Genomic DNA, 16,756 nt, shown 5'->3' on the forward strand with positions numbered 1-16,756 from the left:
CCACATTCTCGGCCGTTGGCATCCCCGCCGGCCGCTATCGCTGACATCTCGGGAGCATCCATGCGCGACAAGCTCAAGCGCCTCTTCGGCGGCGGCAAGCGGGCGGGGCGTCCCGCGCCAGTGCTGCCCGCGCCGTCCGCGTCCTCCGTCGCGGCGCAGCTGGCGGCGCAGTCGTCGCCTGTCGAGCACCTCGATGCTCCGGCGCGAGATGAGGTCATGGTCGGCGGCAACGCGGTCCAGGCATACGCGCCAGACGATGGCGAGGGCCGCGGCCGGCGCCCGACGAGCGTCGGCGTCATGTGGACCGACCAGCTGGGTCGCGTCGCGACGCGGGCGCTGCAGGGGCTCGTCATCGTCGCTGCCGCCACCCTGCTCATCTTCGCTGGACTGCAGGTCACGATCGTCGTCATCCCGGTGCTGCTGGCGCTCATCGTGTCGGCCGCCGCGTGGCCGATCATCCGATTCCTCACGTCGAAGAAGTGGCCGCCGGCGCTCGCGACCATCACCGTGCTGCTGGCCATCATCGTCTTCCTCGGCGGCGCGCTCACGATGGTCGTGCTGCTCGTGCGCAACCAGTGGTCGGAGCTGTCGGAGCAGGCGGTCCAGGGGTTCAACCAAGCTATCGAGTGGGTGAACTCGACGTTCCCGATCACGATCGACCAGGACCAGATCAACGAGTGGCTGGGCCAGGCGCAGGATTTCATCTTCACGAGCCAGTTCGGCAACGCCGCCGCGAGTGGGCTCACCGCCGGCATCTCCGGTGTCACCACGTTCATCACGAGCGGCGTGCTCTTCGTCGTCATCCTGTTCTTCTTCATGAAAGACGGCCCCCTCATCTGGGGCTTCCTGACGAAGCCGCTCAAGGGTGCGAACAAGCGCCGCGCGCGACTCATGGGGTCCCGCGCTGTGGAGGTCATGGGCGGGTACGTGCGAGGCACGGTCATCGTGGCCCTCGTGGATGCGGTGTTCATCGGCATCGGGCTCGCCATCGTCGGCGTCCCCCTCGCCTTCCCGCTGGCCGTGCTCGTGTTCATCCTCGCGTTCATCCCGATCGTGGGCGCGACGCTGGCCGGCATCCTCGCAGCGCTCGTGGCGCTCGTCACGAACGGGCTCGTTCCGGCCATCGTGGTCGTCGGCATCGTCGTGCTCGTCAATCAGCTCGAGGGCAACTTCCTCCAGCCGGTCGTGCTCGGCAAGTCGCTCAAGCTGCACGAGCTCGTCGTGCTCATCGCGCTGACGGTCGGCACGATCCTCGGTGGCATCGTCGGCACCCTGCTCGCGGTGCCCGTCGCGGCCGTCAGCTGGGCTCTCATCCGCGCCTGGTACGAGCCCCTCGAGAAGCTGCAGGAAGACGAAGCCCTGCCTGATGACATGCGAACCAGGCTGCCCTGGCGCAAGAACCTCGACGAAGACGACGCCCCGGCCGGCGCCTCCTCAGGCGCCAAGGGCTCGAGCATCGACGTCTGATGTTCGCAGGGCTGATCCGGGGGATCCGGGAGAAGGGCGTCCTCGCCGAGCTCAGTTCGGCAGGCATCGCCGTGGCCGTGCTCGTCGGCGTCTGGACTCTCTCCACGATCTCGGACGTCTCGCAGTTCCCGTACGACGCATCCACGTGGTCGTACGTGGGCATGGGGGCTCCCGCGCTCCTCGGCATCTGGCTGAGCGTCGAGCTCCTCGGTCTGCCTGACGCCGAGGACCGGCCGCTGCTCGGGCGCTTCATGGTGCGCACGATGGTGGTCGGGCCGTTGCTCTTCACGGCCGCCTGGCTGCTCGGCACCCTGCTCCTCCTGGTGCTGACGCTCACGGGCGGCATCGTGCCGGAGCTGAACGAGACGGACGGGCCCGTCACCGAGGTGCTGCTCAACGCCTTCCTGACGTGGCTGGTCGGCGTCGCAGCGGTGCTCCTCGGGGCCTTGCTCGGGCTGGTGTTCATCGTGCTTCCCGTCCTCTCCTGGCGTGACCCCGCGAGGGCGGCCGAGATCAACGCCGAGACCGTGCCGAAGGGCGACCTGGCCCGTGCGCGGCTCGAGCGGCTGACCTTCTCGGGCATGCTCGCCCTCATCTTCCTGGCGCCCGCCCTCTGGGTCTTCGGTGAGGACAACGCCAAGGCGAGGAGCGCCCCCGAGGCGTTCGTCAACGTGTGGCGTGCCGTCGTCGACTTCGAGCCGTCCTGGTGGGACCGGTACCTCTGGGACATCGTCTGGGTTCTCGGGATGCTCAGTGCGCTGCTGCTCGTCGCGCTGGTCGTCATCATCGTCCGACAGCGGTCGAAGCACGGCTCATCGTCCAAGGGCCGCGGTTCGAAGGCCGGCGGAGAGTAGCTCAGCACACATCGGGCACTGCCCGGGCCACCACGAATCGAACGCACGCGCGGAGGCACTCTCGGTGGGCGGCCATCCTCGCTGCGCCGACATCTGGCGACGGTAATACCTGTTGTGATAATGTCAGGACATATGCGGCAGGCGGGTAGCGGTCGGCACGGGCTCGAGGAAGAGCATCCGTCGTCGATGGCTCGCGAGGCTCAGCGCCCCGGACCTCGGGGAGCGTGGCTGCCGCGGCACCGGCGAACCCGGCCAACAGCCACCGATGAGGAGAACAGCATGACCCTGCTCGAAACAGCGCCTTCCAACGACAACGGCACCCCGGCGACGGAGCTCGCACCCCTCGCCTGGGCCGCGCAGAACACGCAGACCGCCCTCTGGAACGACTCGGCGGACCCGGAGGAGCTCACGAAGTCCATCGAGTTCGGGGCTGTCGGTGCGACCTGCAACCCGGTCATCGCGTTCGCGGCGATCAAGAAGCGTCCCGATGTCTGGGGTCCGCGCATCAAGGAGATCGCCGCGCAGAACCCCACCTGGGGCGAGTCGGAGATCGGCTGGCAGGCCGTGCGTGACCTCTCGATCAACGCGGCCCGACTCCTCGAATCCGAGTTCGAGCGCAGCGGGGGCCGCAACGGCCGCCTCTCCATCCAGACCGATCCGCGCCTGCACCGCGATGCTGCGGCCCTCGCCGACCAGGCCGAGGAGTTCTCGAAGCTCGCGAAGAACATCATCGTCAAGATCCCCGCGACGAAGACAGGCATCGAGGCGATGGAAGAGGCCGCATACCGTGGCGTCAGCATCAACGCGACCCTGAGCTTCACGGTGCCGCAGGCTGTTGCCGTCGGTGCCGCGCTCGAGCGCGCCCTCGAGCGTCGCGCGGCCGATGGTCTCCCCGAGCAGGAGTTCGGCCACGTGGTCACGATCATGGGCGGGCGTCTCGACGACTGGCTCAAGAAGTGGACGACCGCGAACCGCATCCTCGTCACGCCCGGCATCCTCGAGTGGGCAGGCGTCGCGGCGCTCAAGCGCGCGCACGCCGTGTTCCAGGAGCGCGGCTACCGCAGCCGCGTGCTGTCGGCGGCCTTCCGCAACCAGCTCCAGTGGTCCGAGCTCGTCGGTGGCGACATCGTCGTCTCGCCGCCGTTCGACTGGCAGGCCCGCATCAACGAGAACAACCTCCCCGTCTCCGAGCGCATCCACGTGCCCGTCGATGCCGCGATCCTCGAGGAGCTGGGCACGCTCAGCGAGTTCCGCCGCGCTTACGAGGTCGACGGCATGGCTCCCGAGGAGTTCGAGGACTTCGGGGCGGCACGCAACACGCTCCGCCAGTTCCTCGACGCGGACGCACAGCTCGACGCCCTCGTGCGCGAGATCCTGGTGCCCGCCGCCTAAGGCGCCCACGGCGGAGGCGCCCACGGCGGCTATCCGCCACCATCCGCTTCCTGAACTGAGCTCGGCCGCGCCGCGTCGCGACACCCGGAGCGCGCCGAGCTCATCCCGCCTGCTGCTCAATCAGCGTGGCGGCGCAGGGGAGGGTCCGTAGTTTTCTCGCGAGGAAAGCCGACGGGCCCTCCCCTTTTCGCATGCCCGCGCCCACGTCAGTGCGCGGGGGTCCCGCGGTTGGCGGCGGGCAGTACGACGTTGTCGATGATGCCGACGAGGAACTCCCGGTCCGGTGGCTGGCGCAGGATGAGGGTGCGGAATGCGGCCATCGCCGGTGCAATCATGCTGAGGGTGTCCAGTTCGACATCGGCGGCGATCTCGCCGCGCTCGATGGCGCGCTCGAAGAGCACGCGGTTGGCGGCGGCGCGGGGAGCGACGATCGCCGCGTGCGCTGCGGCGGCCATCTCTGGGTCGCGCGCGATCATCGAGACGACACCGGTCATGACGTTGAGCTTGCGCTCGGCGTCGCGGATGTTCGGGGGGCGCACCATGGCGATGAGGTCGCCGCGCAGGGTGCCCGTGTCGGGGAGTGCCTCGAGGTCGAGGTCCTTCGACTTCATGCAGGCCACTGCGTCGAGCACGAGGTCCGACTTCGAGGCCCAGCGCCGGTACAGCGTGGCCTTGCCGGCCTTCGCGCGGGTTGCGACCATGTCGATCGTCATGCCGTCGTATCCGGTCTCGGCGAGCACATCCAGTGCCGCCTCGAGGATGTCGGTGTCGCGCGTGTGGTCGCGCTTGCGTCCGAGCCGCGGCTTCCCGGCTGTCTCGTCTGGTGTCGCCGGTGCTGCGGGGGAGCTGTCGGCGAGGTGTGTATTCGTCATCGAAACCGCCTCTCGTCGCTGCACAGACTAGCCGTGCACATTACGGAACTCAGTGTATCCGAAACGGCTCAGTCTCGGATATGGTGATGCGCATGCCTGAAACCTCTGCACCCGCGACGGATCGTCGCCGCTGGTTGACGCTGGTCGTCGTCGGTCTCGCCCAGCTGATGGTCGTGCTCGACGCGACCGTCGTCAACATCGCCCTGCCGTCCGCGCAAGCGGACCTCGGGTTCTCCGATGGCCAGCGCCAGTGGATCATCACGGCCTACTCGCTCGCCTTCGGCAGCCTCCTGCTCCTCGGAGGCCGCCTCTCCGACCTCATGGGTCGCAAGCGCACGTTTGTCATCGGGCTCATCGGCTTCGCGGTCGCCTCCGCCCTCGGCGGCGCTGCCCCGTCCTTCGAGCTGCTCGTCGCAGCCCGCGCCCTGCAGGGCGTCTTCGGTGCGCTGCTCGCGCCGACGGCCCTTGCCGTCCTCACGACGACCTTCACGATCCCCAAGGAGCGCGCCAGGGCCTTCGGCGTCTTCGGCGCGATCGCTGGCGCGGGCGGAGCAGTCGGTCTGCTCCTCGGTGGCGTGCTCACGGAGGCGTTCGATTGGCGCTGGAACCTCTACATCAACGTCGCGATCGCTGCCGTCGCGCTGGTCGGCGCCTTCGTCTTCGTGCCGTCGATCGCCCGCACCGGTCCACGCCCGAAGCTCGACATCCCGGGAACGCTGCTGGTCTCCGCCGGCCTCTTCGCGCTTGTCTATGGCTTCTCGCACGCCGAGACCGACGGGTGGGATTCGCCGCTCACGTGGGGCATGCTCGCCGGCGCGGTCGTGTTCCTCGCCGGGTTCGTTGTCTGGCAGACTCGCGCCGGGCACCCGCTGCTTCCCCTGCACATCGTCCGCGACCGCAACCGCGGCGCCGCCTACCTGTCGGTCATGATCGCGGGCGCCGGCATGTTCGGCGTCTTCCTCTTCGTCACGTACTACCTGCAGCTCACGCTCGGCTACTCGCCCATTCAGACGGGGCTCGCGTTCCTGCCTATGATCGCGATGCTCGTGCTCGCCGCACAGCTCGGCACGAACATCTTCGTTCCACGGTTCGGCCCGAAGATGCTCGTCCCGATCGGCATGACGATCGCCGCGAGCGGCATGGTCTGGCTGACGTTCCTGGATGCGACGAGCTCGTACGCGGCGCACGTCATGCCGCCGCTCATGATGATCGGCTTCGCGATGGGGACGATCATGCCCGCGTCGATGCAGACGGCCACGCTCGGCGTCGACCGCGAGTTCGCCGGGGTCGCGTCGGCGATGGTCAACACGAGCCAGCAGGTTGGCGGTTCGGTGGGTACGGCACTGCTCAACACGCTCGCGGCGACGGCCGCCACCGACTACCTGCTCGAGCATGGCCGGGATGCGGTCGGCGACGCCATGATCGCCAGCTACGCCGCCGCCTACTGGTGGGGCGCGGGCTTCTTCGCGCTCGGTGCTGTCGTCTCCGCGTTGCTGTTCCGCCGCCGGAACCAGGGACTCTCGCTCAGTCGGGAGATCGAGGCGGAAGAGGCCGCAGAGCCGACCCTCGCCCACTAGACGTGCGGCCGCCGGTCTGGGCTTCCGTGTCCATGCCGCGCGTCCGGGTGCATGCTCAAGCGTCGCGGGTCACCGCTCCTGCAGGTCGACGAGACGCACTTTGCCGACCACCGGCGCATCCAGCTCGAGCCCCTCGGCCTCGCGCACGGCCTTCTTGATGGGCAGGATGTAGGCGTCGTCGCTCGGGAAGATCGATGTGCGCCACGTGGAACCGCCGACGGTCGCCTCGACCCGCACCGAGCCGAAGCCGTGCGTGAAGCGCTCTGTGGCGGCCGCGATCTTGTCGGACGCGTCCTCGCTGAGGCTCACGAACGTCCACAGCTCACGCCGCTTGTCCCAGCGCCACAAGGGATTCGAGAACGAGAACTCCATGTGACCATGATCGCGCACGAGAGCGGTCGCGGCGAGCTCCGCGATGTGGGGGGCTAGTGCCCGCCGCCCGGCAGCACGTCGCGCATCCGCTGCAGGCGGGTCTCGCTCTCGGCGTTCAAGCCGACGACCTCCACGGTGGCGCCGTGTCTCTCATGCTTCTCGATGACGGCATCAAGAGCTGCGACGGTCGACGCATCCCAGACGTGCGCCGCACTCAGGTCGATGACCACCCGTGCCGGGTCGGACGCGTAGTCGAACTGCGCGTACAGATCGTTCGACGACGCGAAGAACAGCTGGCCCGTCACCGCGTACGAGGCGAGCGCACCGTCGTCCGACAGGTTCCGCCGCACCTCGACGACGTGTGCGACACGACGCGCGAAGAGCAGCACGGCGCACAGCACGCCCGCCCCGACGCCGATCGCGAGGTTGTGCGTCGCGACCGTCGCGACAACCGTCACGAGCATGACCGCGGTCTCGCTGAGCGGCATCCCGCGCAGCGTCGACGGGCGAATCGAGTGCCAGTCGAACGTCGCCCAGCACACGAAGATCATGACGGCGACAAGCGCGGCCATGGGGATGAGCGCCACAACGTCGCCCAGCAGCACGACCAGGAGCAGCAGGAAGACCCCGGCGAGGAACGTCGAGATGCGCGTGCGCGCGCCGGACGCCTTCACATTGATCATCGTCTGCCCGATCATCGCGCAGCCGCCCATGCCGCCGAAGAACGCGGTGATGACGTTCGCGGCACCCTGCCCCCACGCCTCGCGGGTCTTGCTGGAACGCGTATCCGTGATGTCGTCGACGAGCTTCGCCGTCATGAGCGATTCGAGCAGCCCGACGAATGCCATGGCCAACGCAAACGGGAAGACGATCTGCAGCGTCTCCAACGTGAGCGGCACATCCGGCACGAAGAACCCCGGCAGGGTGCTCGGCAGCTCGCCCTTGTCGCCCACCGTGGGAACGCTGAGCGACGCGAGCACCGTGATGAGCGTGAGCACCACGATCGCGACCAGCGGAGCAGGCACGACGGTCGTCAGTCGGGGAAGCCCGAACACGATGATGAGGGCCAGCAGGGTGAGCGGATACACGAGCCACGGCACCCCGAGCAGCTCGGGCACCTGCGCTAGGAACACGAGAATCGCGAGCGCGTTCACGAACCCGACCATCACCTGGCGCGGGATGAACCGCATGAGCTTCGCAACCCCGATCACGGCGAGCAGCACCTGCAGCACACCGGCGAGGAGCACCGCGGCGATGAGGTAGTCGAGCCCGTGTGAGGCCATGAGCGGCGCGATCACGAGCGCGACGGCGCCCGTCGCCGCCGAGATCATGGCGGGCCGGCCGCCCAGGACGGCGATCGAGACGGCCATCGTGAACGAGGCGAAGAGACCCACCCGGGGGTCCACGCCCGCGATGACCGAGAACGCGATCGCCTCGGGAATCAGCGCGAGCGCCACGACCAGGCCGCCGAGCACCTCCACCTTGAGCAGGCGAGGTGATCGCAGCGTTCGAAGCACCGACTGCCGCTGCTCGGGAGTGATGGCCGTGACGGCGGACACCGGTGCGGATGGGGCAGAGGGAGGCACAGCGGATCCAGTCTCGAGGGTGAGGAAGCAGGAGGACCCGCGAGTCCATGAGCGGCAGCGGACTTCCAGGGCGGTGTCGAGGTCGTTCAGACCGCGGAATGACGACCATAGGTCCGCTACGCGCGCCGAGCAAGGGGCGCGCTCGTCCACACGGCACTGGCCTCGGCGTCCGAGACGTGGCTAGGCGCCGACTCCGAGGCGGTCGAAGAGCTCCGCGTAGCGAGCCTGGGTGCGCTCGATGACCTCGGCCGGAAGCGCGGGCGGTTCACCCTGCTTGTCCCAGTTCGAGGACAGCCAGTCGCGGACGATCTGCTTGTCGAACGACGACAGCCGCTGCTTCAGCGGCAGCGTGGTGTCGGCGTACAGCTTCGCGTCCCAATAGCGTGACGAGTCGCTCGTGAGCACCTCGTCACCGATCGTGATCTCGCCGTTGGCGGGGTTGCGTCCGAACTCGAACTTCGTGTCGGCCAAGATGACGCCGCGCGCCTCGGCGACCGCGGACGCCTCGCGGAACACCCGCAGCGACAGGTCACGCAGCGCGACTGCATCGTCGAGCCCCACGAGCTCGATCATCTTCTCGAAGCTGATGTTCTCGTCATGCTCACCCTGGGGCGCCTTGTAGGCGGGCGTGAAGATCGGGGCCGGAAGCCGGTCGCCGTCCTCGAGCCCCGTCGGCAGGGCGATCCCGCATACCGTGCCGTGTTCGCGGTACTCGATGAGCCCCGAACCGGTCAGGTAGCCGCGCACGACGCACTCGACGGGGAACATCTCCAACCGCACGACGCGCATCGATCGGGCAGCGGTGTCGGCGGGCAGCGATGCATCCCATCCCGACGGCTCGCGCAGGTGGTTCGGCACCGCGATGCGGTCGAACCACCAGCGGCTCAACGCCGTGAGTCGAGCGCCCTTCCCGGGAATGCCGGGGGAGAGGATGTGGTCAAATGCGCTCACGCGGTCGCTCGCCACCACGAGCAGCACGCGGTCGTCGGTCGGTGACTCGTACACTTCGCGCACCTTGCCGGACGAGACGTGCGACCACCCTTCGAGCGTGGGAGTCAGCGCGGCGTCGGTCACGACTGCTGCTCGCGGGCCGCGAGCTCGGCGATGTCTGTGCGGTACTGCGCGCCGTCGACGTGGATGCGCGAGAGCCCCTCGTACGCGAACGCGCGAGCCTCCGCGATGGTCGCGCCGGTTCCGACGACGTTGAGGATGCGGCCTCCGCTTGTCACGAGCGTGTCGTCGTCGCGTTGGGTCGTGGCCGCCTGCAGCACCTTCACGTTCGGCTCAGCCAGCGCATCCTGAACACCCGTGATGGTGCGGCCGGACTGCACGTCCTCCGGGTAGCCCTCGCTCGCGAGCACGATCGTGACCGCTGCGTTGTCGGCGATCGCGAGCTCCTCTGGCAGATGTCCGAGGGTGCCGGTCGCCGACGCGTACAGCAGCTCGGAGAGCGGCTGGGCGAGCCGCTCGAGCACGGCCTGCGTCTCGGGGTCACCGAAGCGCGCGTTGAACTCGATGACGCGGATGCCGGCGCTCGTCACGATGAGTCCGCAGTACAGGAGTCCCGCGAACGGCGTTCCGGAGGCCCGCATCTCGTCGACGACGGGCTTCGCGACCTGGTCGACGATGAGCTTCGAGAAGGCGCGCTCGCCGCCGAAGCGGTCGCCCAGGAACGGGACGGGCGTGTACGCGCCCATGCCGCCCGTGTTCGGGCCACCGTCGCCGGCAAGGAGGCGCTTGAAGTCCTGCGCGGGCGGGAGCGCCCGGACGTTGACCCCATCGGAGAAGACGAACTGCGAGACCTCCTGGCCGTCGAGGAACTCCTCGACCAGCACGGGGCCAGCGGCAAGCCAGTGCTCGGCGTGGATGAGCGCGTCCTCGCGGCTCTCCGTCACCATGACACCCTTACCGGACGCGAGACCGTCGGCCTTCACGACGTACGGAGCGCCGAACTCGTCGATCGCCGCGGCCGCCTCGTCGAGCGTCGTCGCGAGGCGCGCGCCGCCCGTCGGGACGCCGGCGCGGGACATGACGTCCTTCGCGAAGGTCTTCGAGCCCTCGATCTCGGCGGCGGCCTTCGACGGGCCGAACACGGGGATACCGGCGTCGCGCAGCGCGTCGGCGACACCCGCGACGAGTGGCGCCTCCGGGCCTATGACGACGAGGTCGAAGCCCTCGTCCTTGGCGAACTCCGTCACGAGCGACGGGTTGTTCACATCGAGCCTGATCACCTCAGACTCGTCGGCGATACCCGGATTGCCCGGGGCCGTGACGATCGAGTGTGCGCGCTCGCTGTGGAGGGCGGCAACAATTGCGTGCTCGCGGGCACCGGATCCGAGGACGAGAATTCTCACCGCACCAGCCTAACCGGGGACGACGTCTCCCGCTTCCGCGTGAACGCAGATGACCGGTCGGCGACACCGGCGGCGCGGCTGGAGCACAATAAGGACGTGCCGAAACCCCGAATCGCCGACGCCGCTGGCCTCGGAGCCATCACCGCCTGGTCTGAAGCCCGCGCGGAGGGGCGTCCGACGCCTCGTGCCGACGCCGCGACTGCCGTTCGCTACACGCTGCAGGCCCTCGAGGACCGGGCGCCCGGCGCGAGCGTCGAGGTTCGCGTGCCGCCGTTCGGGGCCGTGCAGTGCGTCGAGGGTCCCGGCCACACGAGAGGCACGCCGCCGAACGTCATCGAGCTCGACGCCGACACCTGGCTCGAGCTGGCAACGGGCCGGACCTCATGGCATGAGGCCTTCGAGGCGAACCGCGTGCGCGCCTCCGGCACCCGCGCCGACGTCTCGGCCTGGCTGCCGCTCGTACGTCGCTGAGGGCGTCGTGCCTCGGCGGGGCCGCCGCCCCGGCCACTGCGCATCCTGCGCGCGCTCACCGGGAACTGCGCGACAATGGATGCATGCTCCGCGAGAACGAACCCACTCCGCCGCGACCTGAAGGCGGCGCCGAACCGACGGCTGACCGCACGGTCCAAGCCGGCGGCGAGCTGGAGGGCTACGAGGCCGAGTTCGCCGAGCTGATCGACGAAGACGAGGATGACGGCGTCCGCGAGATGGACGCGAAGGTGCACCGGGTCCCTCGCATGAGCAGCTTCCTCGTGCTCGGCGCCATCGTCGGCGTGGTGCTCGTGACGATCCTCACGTTCGCGTTCCCGCCCAACGAGGCGTTCACGCGCATCCAGGTGTTCGCGTTCCTCCTCGCGTTCACGGTGCCCATCACGCTTGCACTCGGCGGGCTCGCCGGGTACATCGCGGGTCGGGTCTCTGCGAAGCAGTCGGTCGACGCGCGTCTCATCCGCGCCGACGAGCTCGAGAACCGCAGCTAATCCCCCCCGCACGGCCGCGGCAACCCTGGCCGTGCGCGCGCCTCCCTCCGGATCTGACTGGTGTTCACGGACCCAGTTCATCGCGTCGTGACGATTCGAGGCGGGGGGTGTTGCCACTCAAGGTGACGTAGGACTGAAAATGCGGGCGGTGCGGCGGCGACGCTCCCCACGTCACCCTGACTGTCAGCAAAGGCTGTCAGGTCCCGGTCCGAGCCAGGTGCGGAAGGGCGCGAGGACCTCTCGGTTCGCTCAGTCGTCGAGGCCGCGCGCGTGGAGTGCGTCTGACATGGCGTCGGCGCGACGCAGCGCTCGCACGACAAGCGGCACGGCGAAGGCGCGGGGGCTGCCGCGGCGTCCGCGCGCGTATTGCGCCTGTCTCGCGGTCTCGGCGAGCTCGGCGATGAGCGGCACCGCTCGCACGCCGAGTGCGAGCTGCAACGCGATTCGGTCGGGATCCACGCCGACGCGTCGGAGCGGCCGGAGCAGCCACACGATGGCGTCGATCATGTCGGTCGTGCGGGTCGTGAGGCTGACGAGGGTGGCCGCGAGGAGCAGCGCGACGATCGACCCGACGACGCCGAGAGCCCGGGCGAGGTCAGCGCTCCACCACTGGAAGGCGAAGATGCCGATCAGGAAGATCCACGTGGGTCGCACGCCGCGCCAGGCGTAGCGCAGGCTCAGTCGCGCGACCGCGAACCCGAGCAGGGCAGTCGCGACCGCGATGCCGGCGGCGAGCGGCGACGCGATCGCGAGCACCGATGCGCCGGCGGCGACGAGCGCGAGCAGCTTCGCCCCTGCCGGCAGCCGGTGGACGATGGATGCCCCGGGCACGTAGACCGCGAGCGGCGACGAGCGGTCAGCCACGGGCTGTGCCCGGCGAGAGCGGGTGTCCCGCAGCGCGCCCTTCGTCGTCGAGGCGGGCGTCCCAGACCCCTGTCTGCCGGGATGCGGGCTTCACGGCGCCCCTTCGGCCTCGATGGCGGCCCGGTACGCGGCGATGGCCTCCGACGGCGATCCGTCGAAGTGGATGCGCCCGTCGTGCACCACGAGCACGCGATCGAAGGTGCGGAGCAGGTCGAGGTCGTGGGTCACGAGGACAACCTGCTGCGGCAGGCGTGCGATACGGGCGGCCATGGCGCGTGCGTTGCGCAGGTCGAGGAGGGTCGTGGGCTCGTCGAGGACGAGGATGCTCGGCTCGGTCACGAGCACCGCCGCGAGGGCGAGCAGCTGCTTCTGTCCGCCGGAGAGGAGGTGCGCCGGGTGGTCGGCGCGGTCGGCGAGCCCGACCTGTTCGAGCGCGCTGGCCGTGCGGGCGGCGATCTCGGCCTTGCTGAGGCCCCGCCGCCCGAGCCCGAAGGCGACGTCCTCCCCGACGGTCGGCATGATGATCTGCGAGTCGGGGTCGGTGAAGCAGAACCCCACGCGCCGGCGGACCTCTCGCCCGTCCCGCTTCGTGTCGAAGCCGTCGACCGAGACGGTTCCGCTCGTCGGCAGCAGCAGGCCGTTGAGGAGCCTCGCGAGGCTCGACTTGCCCGAGCCGTTGGCGCCGATGATCCCGATGCGCTGCTCGTGCAGCGTGACCGAGATGTCGTCGAGCACCCGCCGCCGCTGGGCGCCGTCGCCGAACGCGACGCTCACGCCGTGCAGCTCGATCATGCGCAGGCCCCGTTCATCGGGCGGACGTGAGGGGACGCAGGAGCCGAGCGGTCACGCATCCACTGCCGGTGCCGCTGCTGGACTGGACGCGGCCTTCCGCCGGTGCCGACGACCGGAGATGAGCCCCGGGTAGGCCTTGTGGACGCCGCGGGCGATGAGCGCCGCGATGACCGCCTTCGCCAGGTCGCCCGGCAGGAAAGCGAGAGCCGAGACGGCAGCGGCACCGAACCCGATCTGGGCCACGAGCGCGACGCCGATGATGCCGGGGACGTAGAGCACGAGCACGCCGCCGACGACGGTTGCGAGGATGCCGGGCAGAAGGCGGAACGGGTTCCCGAAGCGCTCGACGAGCCAGCCGACGGCGAAGGCCGCGATCGGGAAGCCGATGAAGTAGCCGACCGTGGGGCTCGCCAGCACGGCCAGGCCGCCGCGGCCGCCAGCGAGGAGCGGGAGCCCCGCGAGCACGAGGACGTTGAAGAGCAGCAGCGCGGAGAACCCGCGCTTCGCGCCCAGCACGGCCCCCGCGAGCATGACGCCGAGGGTCTGCAGCGTGATCGGGACGCCCGGGCCGGGGATCGTGATGGCCGGCACCACGCCGAGGGCCGCCACGATGCCCGCGAACACGGCGATCTGCGTGAGGTCGCGGGTTCGGTTGCGGGGCGCGAGGGGAGCGTCGGTCATGCGAGGACTCTACCGGCGCCCCGCCCTGCCGCCCGCCTCGCGTCCGGCGTCTCGCATCCCGCGACACCTGTGGAAAACGCATGCTCGTTTCGCGACGAACATGCGTTTCCCAGATGTCTGGCCCCGTCGGGCGGCAAGGATGCGCCGGCTGGCTAGCTCTTCGTGTTGAGCTCGAGCCAGGCGAGGTACTCGGGGGTGACGGTGCCGGTGACGTAGTTGCCGTCGAAGCAGCTCATGTCGAGCTCCTTCACGTTCGAGCCCTCGGTGATGGCCGTGAACAGGTCGCCGACCTCCTGGTAGACGAGACGGTCGGCGCTGATGACCGACGCGATCTCCTCGATCGAGCGGCCCGATGCGACGAGCTCGCCGCGCGACGGCATGTTGATGCCGTACACGTGCGGGTAACGGACCGGGGGAGCGGCAGATGCGAAGGTCACCGAGTTGGCACCGGCCTGCCGGGCCATCTCGACGATCTCCTTCGACGTCGTGCCGCGCACGATCGAGTCGTCGACGAGGAGCACGTTCTTGCCGCGGAACTCCGTCGGGAGCGCGTTGAGCTTCTGGCGCACCGACTTCTTGCGCACCTTCTGCCCCGGCATGATGAACGTGCGGCCCACGTAGCGGTTCTTGTAGAAGCCTTCGCGGTAGTCGATGCCGAGGGTCTTCGCCATCTCCATCGCCGTGGGGCGGCCCGAGTCTGGGATGGGCATGACCACGTCGATGTCGCCGGCGCTGATGCTGCGCTCGACGTTCGCGGCGAGGGTCTTCCCCATGCGCAGGCGCGACTCGTAGATCGAGATGCCGTTCATGACGGAGTCGGGGCGAGCGAGGTACACGTACTCGAACGAGCAGGGCACGAGGCGCGGGTTGACGGCGCACTGGCGCGAGAAGAGCTCGCCGCCCATGGAGATGAAGATCGCCTCGCCCGGCTCGACGTCGCGGACGAAGTCGTAGCCGCCCGACTCGAGCACGAGCGACTCGGACGCGACAACCCACTCGTCGCGGCCGTGCTCGTCGTCGCGGCGACCGAGGACGAGGGGGCGGATGCCGAACGGGTCGCGGAAGGCGAGCAGCCCGTATCCGGAGATGAGGGCGACGGATGCGTACGAGCCCTCGACCCGGTCGTGCAAGCGGGAGATCGAGTCGAACAGGTCGTCCGGGGTGAGGTCGTCGCCGTTGATGCCGTGCTGCAGCTCGTTCGCGAGGACGTTGAGCAGCAGCTCGGTGTCGCTCGACGAGTTCAGGTGGCGGCGGTCGACGTTGAAGAGCTCCTTGCGCAGCTCTCGCGTGTTCGTGAGGTTGCCGTTGTGCACGAGGACGATGCCGTAGGGCGCGTTCACGTAGAACGGCTGCACCTCGTCGTCGCTCTTCGCGCTGCCAGCCGTCGCGTAGCGGACGTGGCCGAGGCCGACGTTGCCGAGCAGGTTGCGCATGTCGCGGGTGCGGTAGCCCTCGCGGACCTGCCCCTTGACCTTCGCGATGTGGAACGTGTCCCCGTCGGCTGTCGCGATGCCGGACGAATCCTGGCCGCGATGCTGCAGGAGCAGGAGGGAATCGTAGATCTGTTGGTTGACGGGACTGGTCGAGACGTGACCAACAATGCCGCACACGCTGGGGGAGCTCCAAGCACAGGTAAGCGCGCCCGCGAGGGCCCGATTTCAAGGAGGCCCACGAGGGGCCCTGAACGATGTTTCGATTTTGTCACAGCTGGCGAGTCCGCGCGCACCAGCGTGGGAAGGGTTCGCTTCCGGCGTCACCCTCGCGGCGGGCTAGGCTGTTGGGCGCATCCCCCGAGGAAAGGGCATCCCTGTGTCAGGCAACGACCTCTACGCCGCCGCTGGCGTCGACACCCGCGCGGGCGACACCGCCGTCGAGCTCATGAAGCGCGCCGTCCAGGCGACCCACGGACCAGAAGTGCTCGGCGGCGTCGGCGGCTTCGCCGGCCTCTTCGACGCGTCGCGTCTGACGTCGTTCACGAAGCCCATCCTCGCGACCTCGACCGACGGCGTCGGCACGAAGGTCGCGATCGCGCAGGCCATCGACAAGCACGACACCATCGGGCAGGACCTCGTGGCGATGGTCGTCGACGACATCGTCGTCGTGGGCGCCGAGCCCCTCTTCATGACCGACTACATCGCCTGCGGCCGCGTCGTCCCCGAGCGCATCGCCTCGATCGTCGAGGGCATCGCGAAGGCGTGCGCCGAGACCGGCACCGCGCTGACCGGCGGCGAGACGGCAGAGCACCCCGGCCTCCTCGGCCCGGACGACTACGACGTGGCTGGCGCCGCGGTCGGCGTCGTCGAGGCCGACCGGATGCTCGGACCAGAGCGTGTGCAGCACGGCGACGTCGTCATCTCGATCGCGTCGAGCGGACTCCACTCGAACGGCTACTCGCTGGTGCGCCGCATCGTCGCCGACCAGGGGCTCGCCTTCACGGACACCTCGGCGGAGCTGGGCGGGGTCGTCGGCGAAGTGCTCCTCGAGCCGACGCGCCTCTACACCGGCCCGCTCGTCCGTCTTCTCGCCGAGCCAGCGCTCGACGGCGCCGTGCACGCCTTCAGCCACGTCACCGGCGGCGGCATCGCAGCGAACCTCGCCCGCGTCCTCCCGCAGGGTGCCTGGATCGAGCTCGACCGCGGCGCCTGGTCCCCGAACGACATCTTCCGCGTCCTCGCGGGCTTCGCCGGCACCGACCTCGAGTCGACGGAAGGCACCTGGAACCTCGGCATCGGCATGTTCGCGGTCGTCGACGCGCAGCGCGCATCCGCGGTCGTCGGGTGGCTCGAGGCTGCTGGCCTCCCCTCCTGGGTCGCCGGCACCATCTCGACCGAGGCCCGCGACTTCGACGGCTTCGAGCAGGGCGCCAAGGGCGTCGACGGCGGCGCCGTGCGCCTCGTCGGCAGCTACGCCAGCTAGCAGGACGGGAGTCGCCGCTTCTCGCGGACGGACGAAGAAGCGCGGCCAC

The 16,756-nt window shown here is 69.4% G+C and carries 16 protein-coding genes; 7 read left to right on the forward strand and 9 right to left on the reverse strand.

Translation table 11 applies throughout. From position 1 onward, the window contains the following. Window positions 1–15: 15 nt before the first annotated feature. The 3 genes from HDC34_RS04105 to HDC34_RS04115 all read left to right on the forward strand — a co-directional run bounded on the left by HDC34_RS04105 (window position 16) and on the right by HDC34_RS04115 (window position 3,713). Window positions 16–1,467 (forward strand): AI-2E family transporter, encoded by a 1,452-nt coding sequence (locus tag HDC34_RS04105; protein ID WP_257023070.1) that lies wholly within the window; start codon window positions 16–18, stop codon window positions 1,465–1,467. Continuing rightward, window positions 1,467–2,321: a hypothetical protein gene (locus HDC34_RS04110; RefSeq protein WP_179555967.1), complete on the forward strand. Its 855-nt coding sequence runs from the start codon at window positions 1,467–1,469 to the stop codon at window positions 2,319–2,321. Before HDC34_RS04105 ends, HDC34_RS04110 begins: the two co-directional genes overlap by 1 nt. Window positions 2,322–2,600: 279 nt before the next feature. Further along, window positions 2,601–3,713 (forward strand): transaldolase family protein, encoded by a 1,113-nt coding sequence (locus HDC34_RS04115; RefSeq protein WP_104310381.1) that lies wholly within the window; start codon window positions 2,601–2,603, stop codon window positions 3,711–3,713. Window positions 3,714–3,919: 206 nt separating this feature from the next. Here HDC34_RS04115 and HDC34_RS04120 read toward each other — a convergent pair whose 3' ends face one another. Beyond that, window positions 3,920–4,585, reverse strand: a complete 666-nt coding sequence (locus tag HDC34_RS04120) for a TetR/AcrR family transcriptional regulator (RefSeq protein ID WP_179555968.1) — start codon at window positions 4,583–4,585, stop codon at window positions 3,920–3,922. A 92-nt stretch (window positions 4,586–4,677) separates the two neighbouring features. On the opposite strand from HDC34_RS04120, the gene HDC34_RS04125 reads away from it, so the two are divergent. Continuing rightward, window positions 4,678–6,162 (forward strand): MFS transporter, encoded by a 1,485-nt coding sequence (locus HDC34_RS04125; RefSeq protein ID WP_257023071.1) that lies wholly within the window; start codon window positions 4,678–4,680, stop codon window positions 6,160–6,162. 69 nt (window positions 6,163–6,231) lie between these two features. Here the strand turns inward: HDC34_RS04125 and HDC34_RS04130 are convergent, their stop codons facing one another. The 4 genes from HDC34_RS04130 to purD form a co-directional block, all read right to left on the reverse strand. Then, on the reverse strand, window positions 6,232–6,534 hold the full coding sequence (locus HDC34_RS04130; protein WP_179555970.1) for a DUF1905 domain-containing protein: 303 nt from the start codon (window positions 6,532–6,534) through the stop codon (window positions 6,232–6,234). A 53-nt stretch (window positions 6,535–6,587) separates the two neighbouring features. Then, window positions 6,588–8,120, reverse strand: a complete 1,533-nt coding sequence (locus HDC34_RS04135) for a SulP family inorganic anion transporter (protein ID WP_374757219.1) — start codon at window positions 8,118–8,120, stop codon at window positions 6,588–6,590. A gap of 180 nt (window positions 8,121–8,300) precedes the next feature. Beyond that, window positions 8,301–9,194 (reverse strand): phosphoribosylaminoimidazolesuccinocarboxamide synthase, encoded by an 894-nt coding sequence (locus HDC34_RS04140; protein WP_179555971.1) that lies wholly within the window; start codon window positions 9,192–9,194, stop codon window positions 8,301–8,303. Beyond that, window positions 9,191–10,474: a phosphoribosylamine--glycine ligase gene (gene purD / locus HDC34_RS04145; RefSeq protein ID WP_179555972.1), complete on the reverse strand. Its 1,284-nt coding sequence runs from the start codon at window positions 10,472–10,474 to the stop codon at window positions 9,191–9,193. Before purD ends, HDC34_RS04140 begins: the two co-directional genes overlap by 4 nt. 96 nt (window positions 10,475–10,570) lie before the next feature. Here purD and HDC34_RS04150 point away from each other — a divergent pair, with 96 nt between their 5' ends. Both HDC34_RS04150 and HDC34_RS04155 read left to right on the forward strand, forming a co-directional pair. Further along, window positions 10,571–10,945 (forward strand): sterol carrier family protein, encoded by a 375-nt coding sequence (locus tag HDC34_RS04150; protein WP_179555973.1) that lies wholly within the window; start codon window positions 10,571–10,573, stop codon window positions 10,943–10,945. An 83-nt stretch (window positions 10,946–11,028) separates the two neighbouring features. Beyond that, window positions 11,029–11,454, forward strand: a complete 426-nt coding sequence (locus tag HDC34_RS04155; protein ID WP_179555974.1) for a hypothetical protein — start codon at window positions 11,029–11,031, stop codon at window positions 11,452–11,454. A gap of 249 nt (window positions 11,455–11,703) precedes the next feature. Here HDC34_RS04155 and HDC34_RS04160 read toward each other — a convergent pair whose 3' ends face one another. The 4 genes from HDC34_RS04160 to purF form a co-directional block, all read right to left on the reverse strand. Next, entirely contained in the window at window positions 11,704–12,318 is a 615-nt protein-coding gene (locus HDC34_RS04160; RefSeq protein WP_179555975.1) for an energy-coupling factor transporter transmembrane protein EcfT, read from the reverse strand. A 90-nt stretch (window positions 12,319–12,408) separates the two neighbouring features. Then, the gene (locus HDC34_RS04165; RefSeq protein WP_179555976.1) at window positions 12,409–13,110 is read right to left on the reverse strand and encodes an energy-coupling factor ABC transporter ATP-binding protein; all 702 of its coding nucleotides are present in this window, start codon (window positions 13,108–13,110) and stop codon (window positions 12,409–12,411) included. A gap of 51 nt (window positions 13,111–13,161) precedes the next feature. Next, entirely contained in the window at window positions 13,162–13,791 is a 630-nt protein-coding gene (locus HDC34_RS04170; RefSeq protein ID WP_104310390.1) for a biotin transporter BioY, read from the reverse strand. A gap of 152 nt (window positions 13,792–13,943) precedes the next feature. Then, window positions 13,944–15,401 carry an amidophosphoribosyltransferase gene (gene purF, locus HDC34_RS04175; protein ID WP_104310391.1) on the reverse strand — a complete coding sequence of 486 codons (1,458 nt, stop codon included), beginning with the start codon at window positions 15,399–15,401 and terminating at the stop codon, window positions 13,944–13,946. 193 nt (window positions 15,402–15,594) lie between these two features. On the opposite strand from purF, the gene purM reads away from it, so the two are divergent. Further along, on the forward strand, window positions 15,595–16,707 hold the full coding sequence (purM, locus tag HDC34_RS04180) for a phosphoribosylformylglycinamidine cyclo-ligase (protein ID WP_374757238.1): 1,113 nt from the start codon (window positions 15,595–15,597) through the stop codon (window positions 16,705–16,707). Window positions 16,708–16,756: the final 49 nt, after the last annotated feature.

Origin of the sequence: Pseudoclavibacter sp. JAI123, assembly GCF_013409665.1 — a bacterium.
Classification (GTDB): Bacteria; Actinomycetota; Actinomycetes; order Actinomycetales; family Microbacteriaceae; genus Pseudoclavibacter.

Coding starts and splice junctions, on each gene's coding strand:
- HDC34_RS04120 (WP_179555968.1), bottom strand. CDS start 4,585: ATGACGAATACACACCTCGCCGACAGCTCCCCCGCAGCACCGGCGACA.
- HDC34_RS04165 (WP_179555976.1), bottom strand. CDS start 13,110: ATGATCGAGCTGCACGGCGTGAGCGTCGCGTTCGGCGACGGCGCCCAG.
- HDC34_RS04130 (WP_179555970.1), bottom strand. CDS start 6,534: ATGGAGTTCTCGTTCTCGAATCCCTTGTGGCGCTGGGACAAGCGGCGT.
- HDC34_RS04170 (WP_104310390.1), bottom strand. CDS start 13,791: ATGACCGACGCTCCCCTCGCGCCCCGCAACCGAACCCGCGACCTCACG.
- HDC34_RS04155 (WP_179555974.1), top strand. CDS start 11,029: ATGCTCCGCGAGAACGAACCCACTCCGCCGCGACCTGAAGGCGGCGCC.
- HDC34_RS04115 (WP_104310381.1), top strand. CDS start 2,601: ATGACCCTGCTCGAAACAGCGCCTTCCAACGACAACGGCACCCCGGCG.
- HDC34_RS04125 (WP_257023071.1), top strand. CDS start 4,678: ATGCCTGAAACCTCTGCACCCGCGACGGATCGTCGCCGCTGGTTGACG.
- HDC34_RS04110 (WP_179555967.1), top strand. CDS start 1,467: ATGTTCGCAGGGCTGATCCGGGGGATCCGGGAGAAGGGCGTCCTCGCC.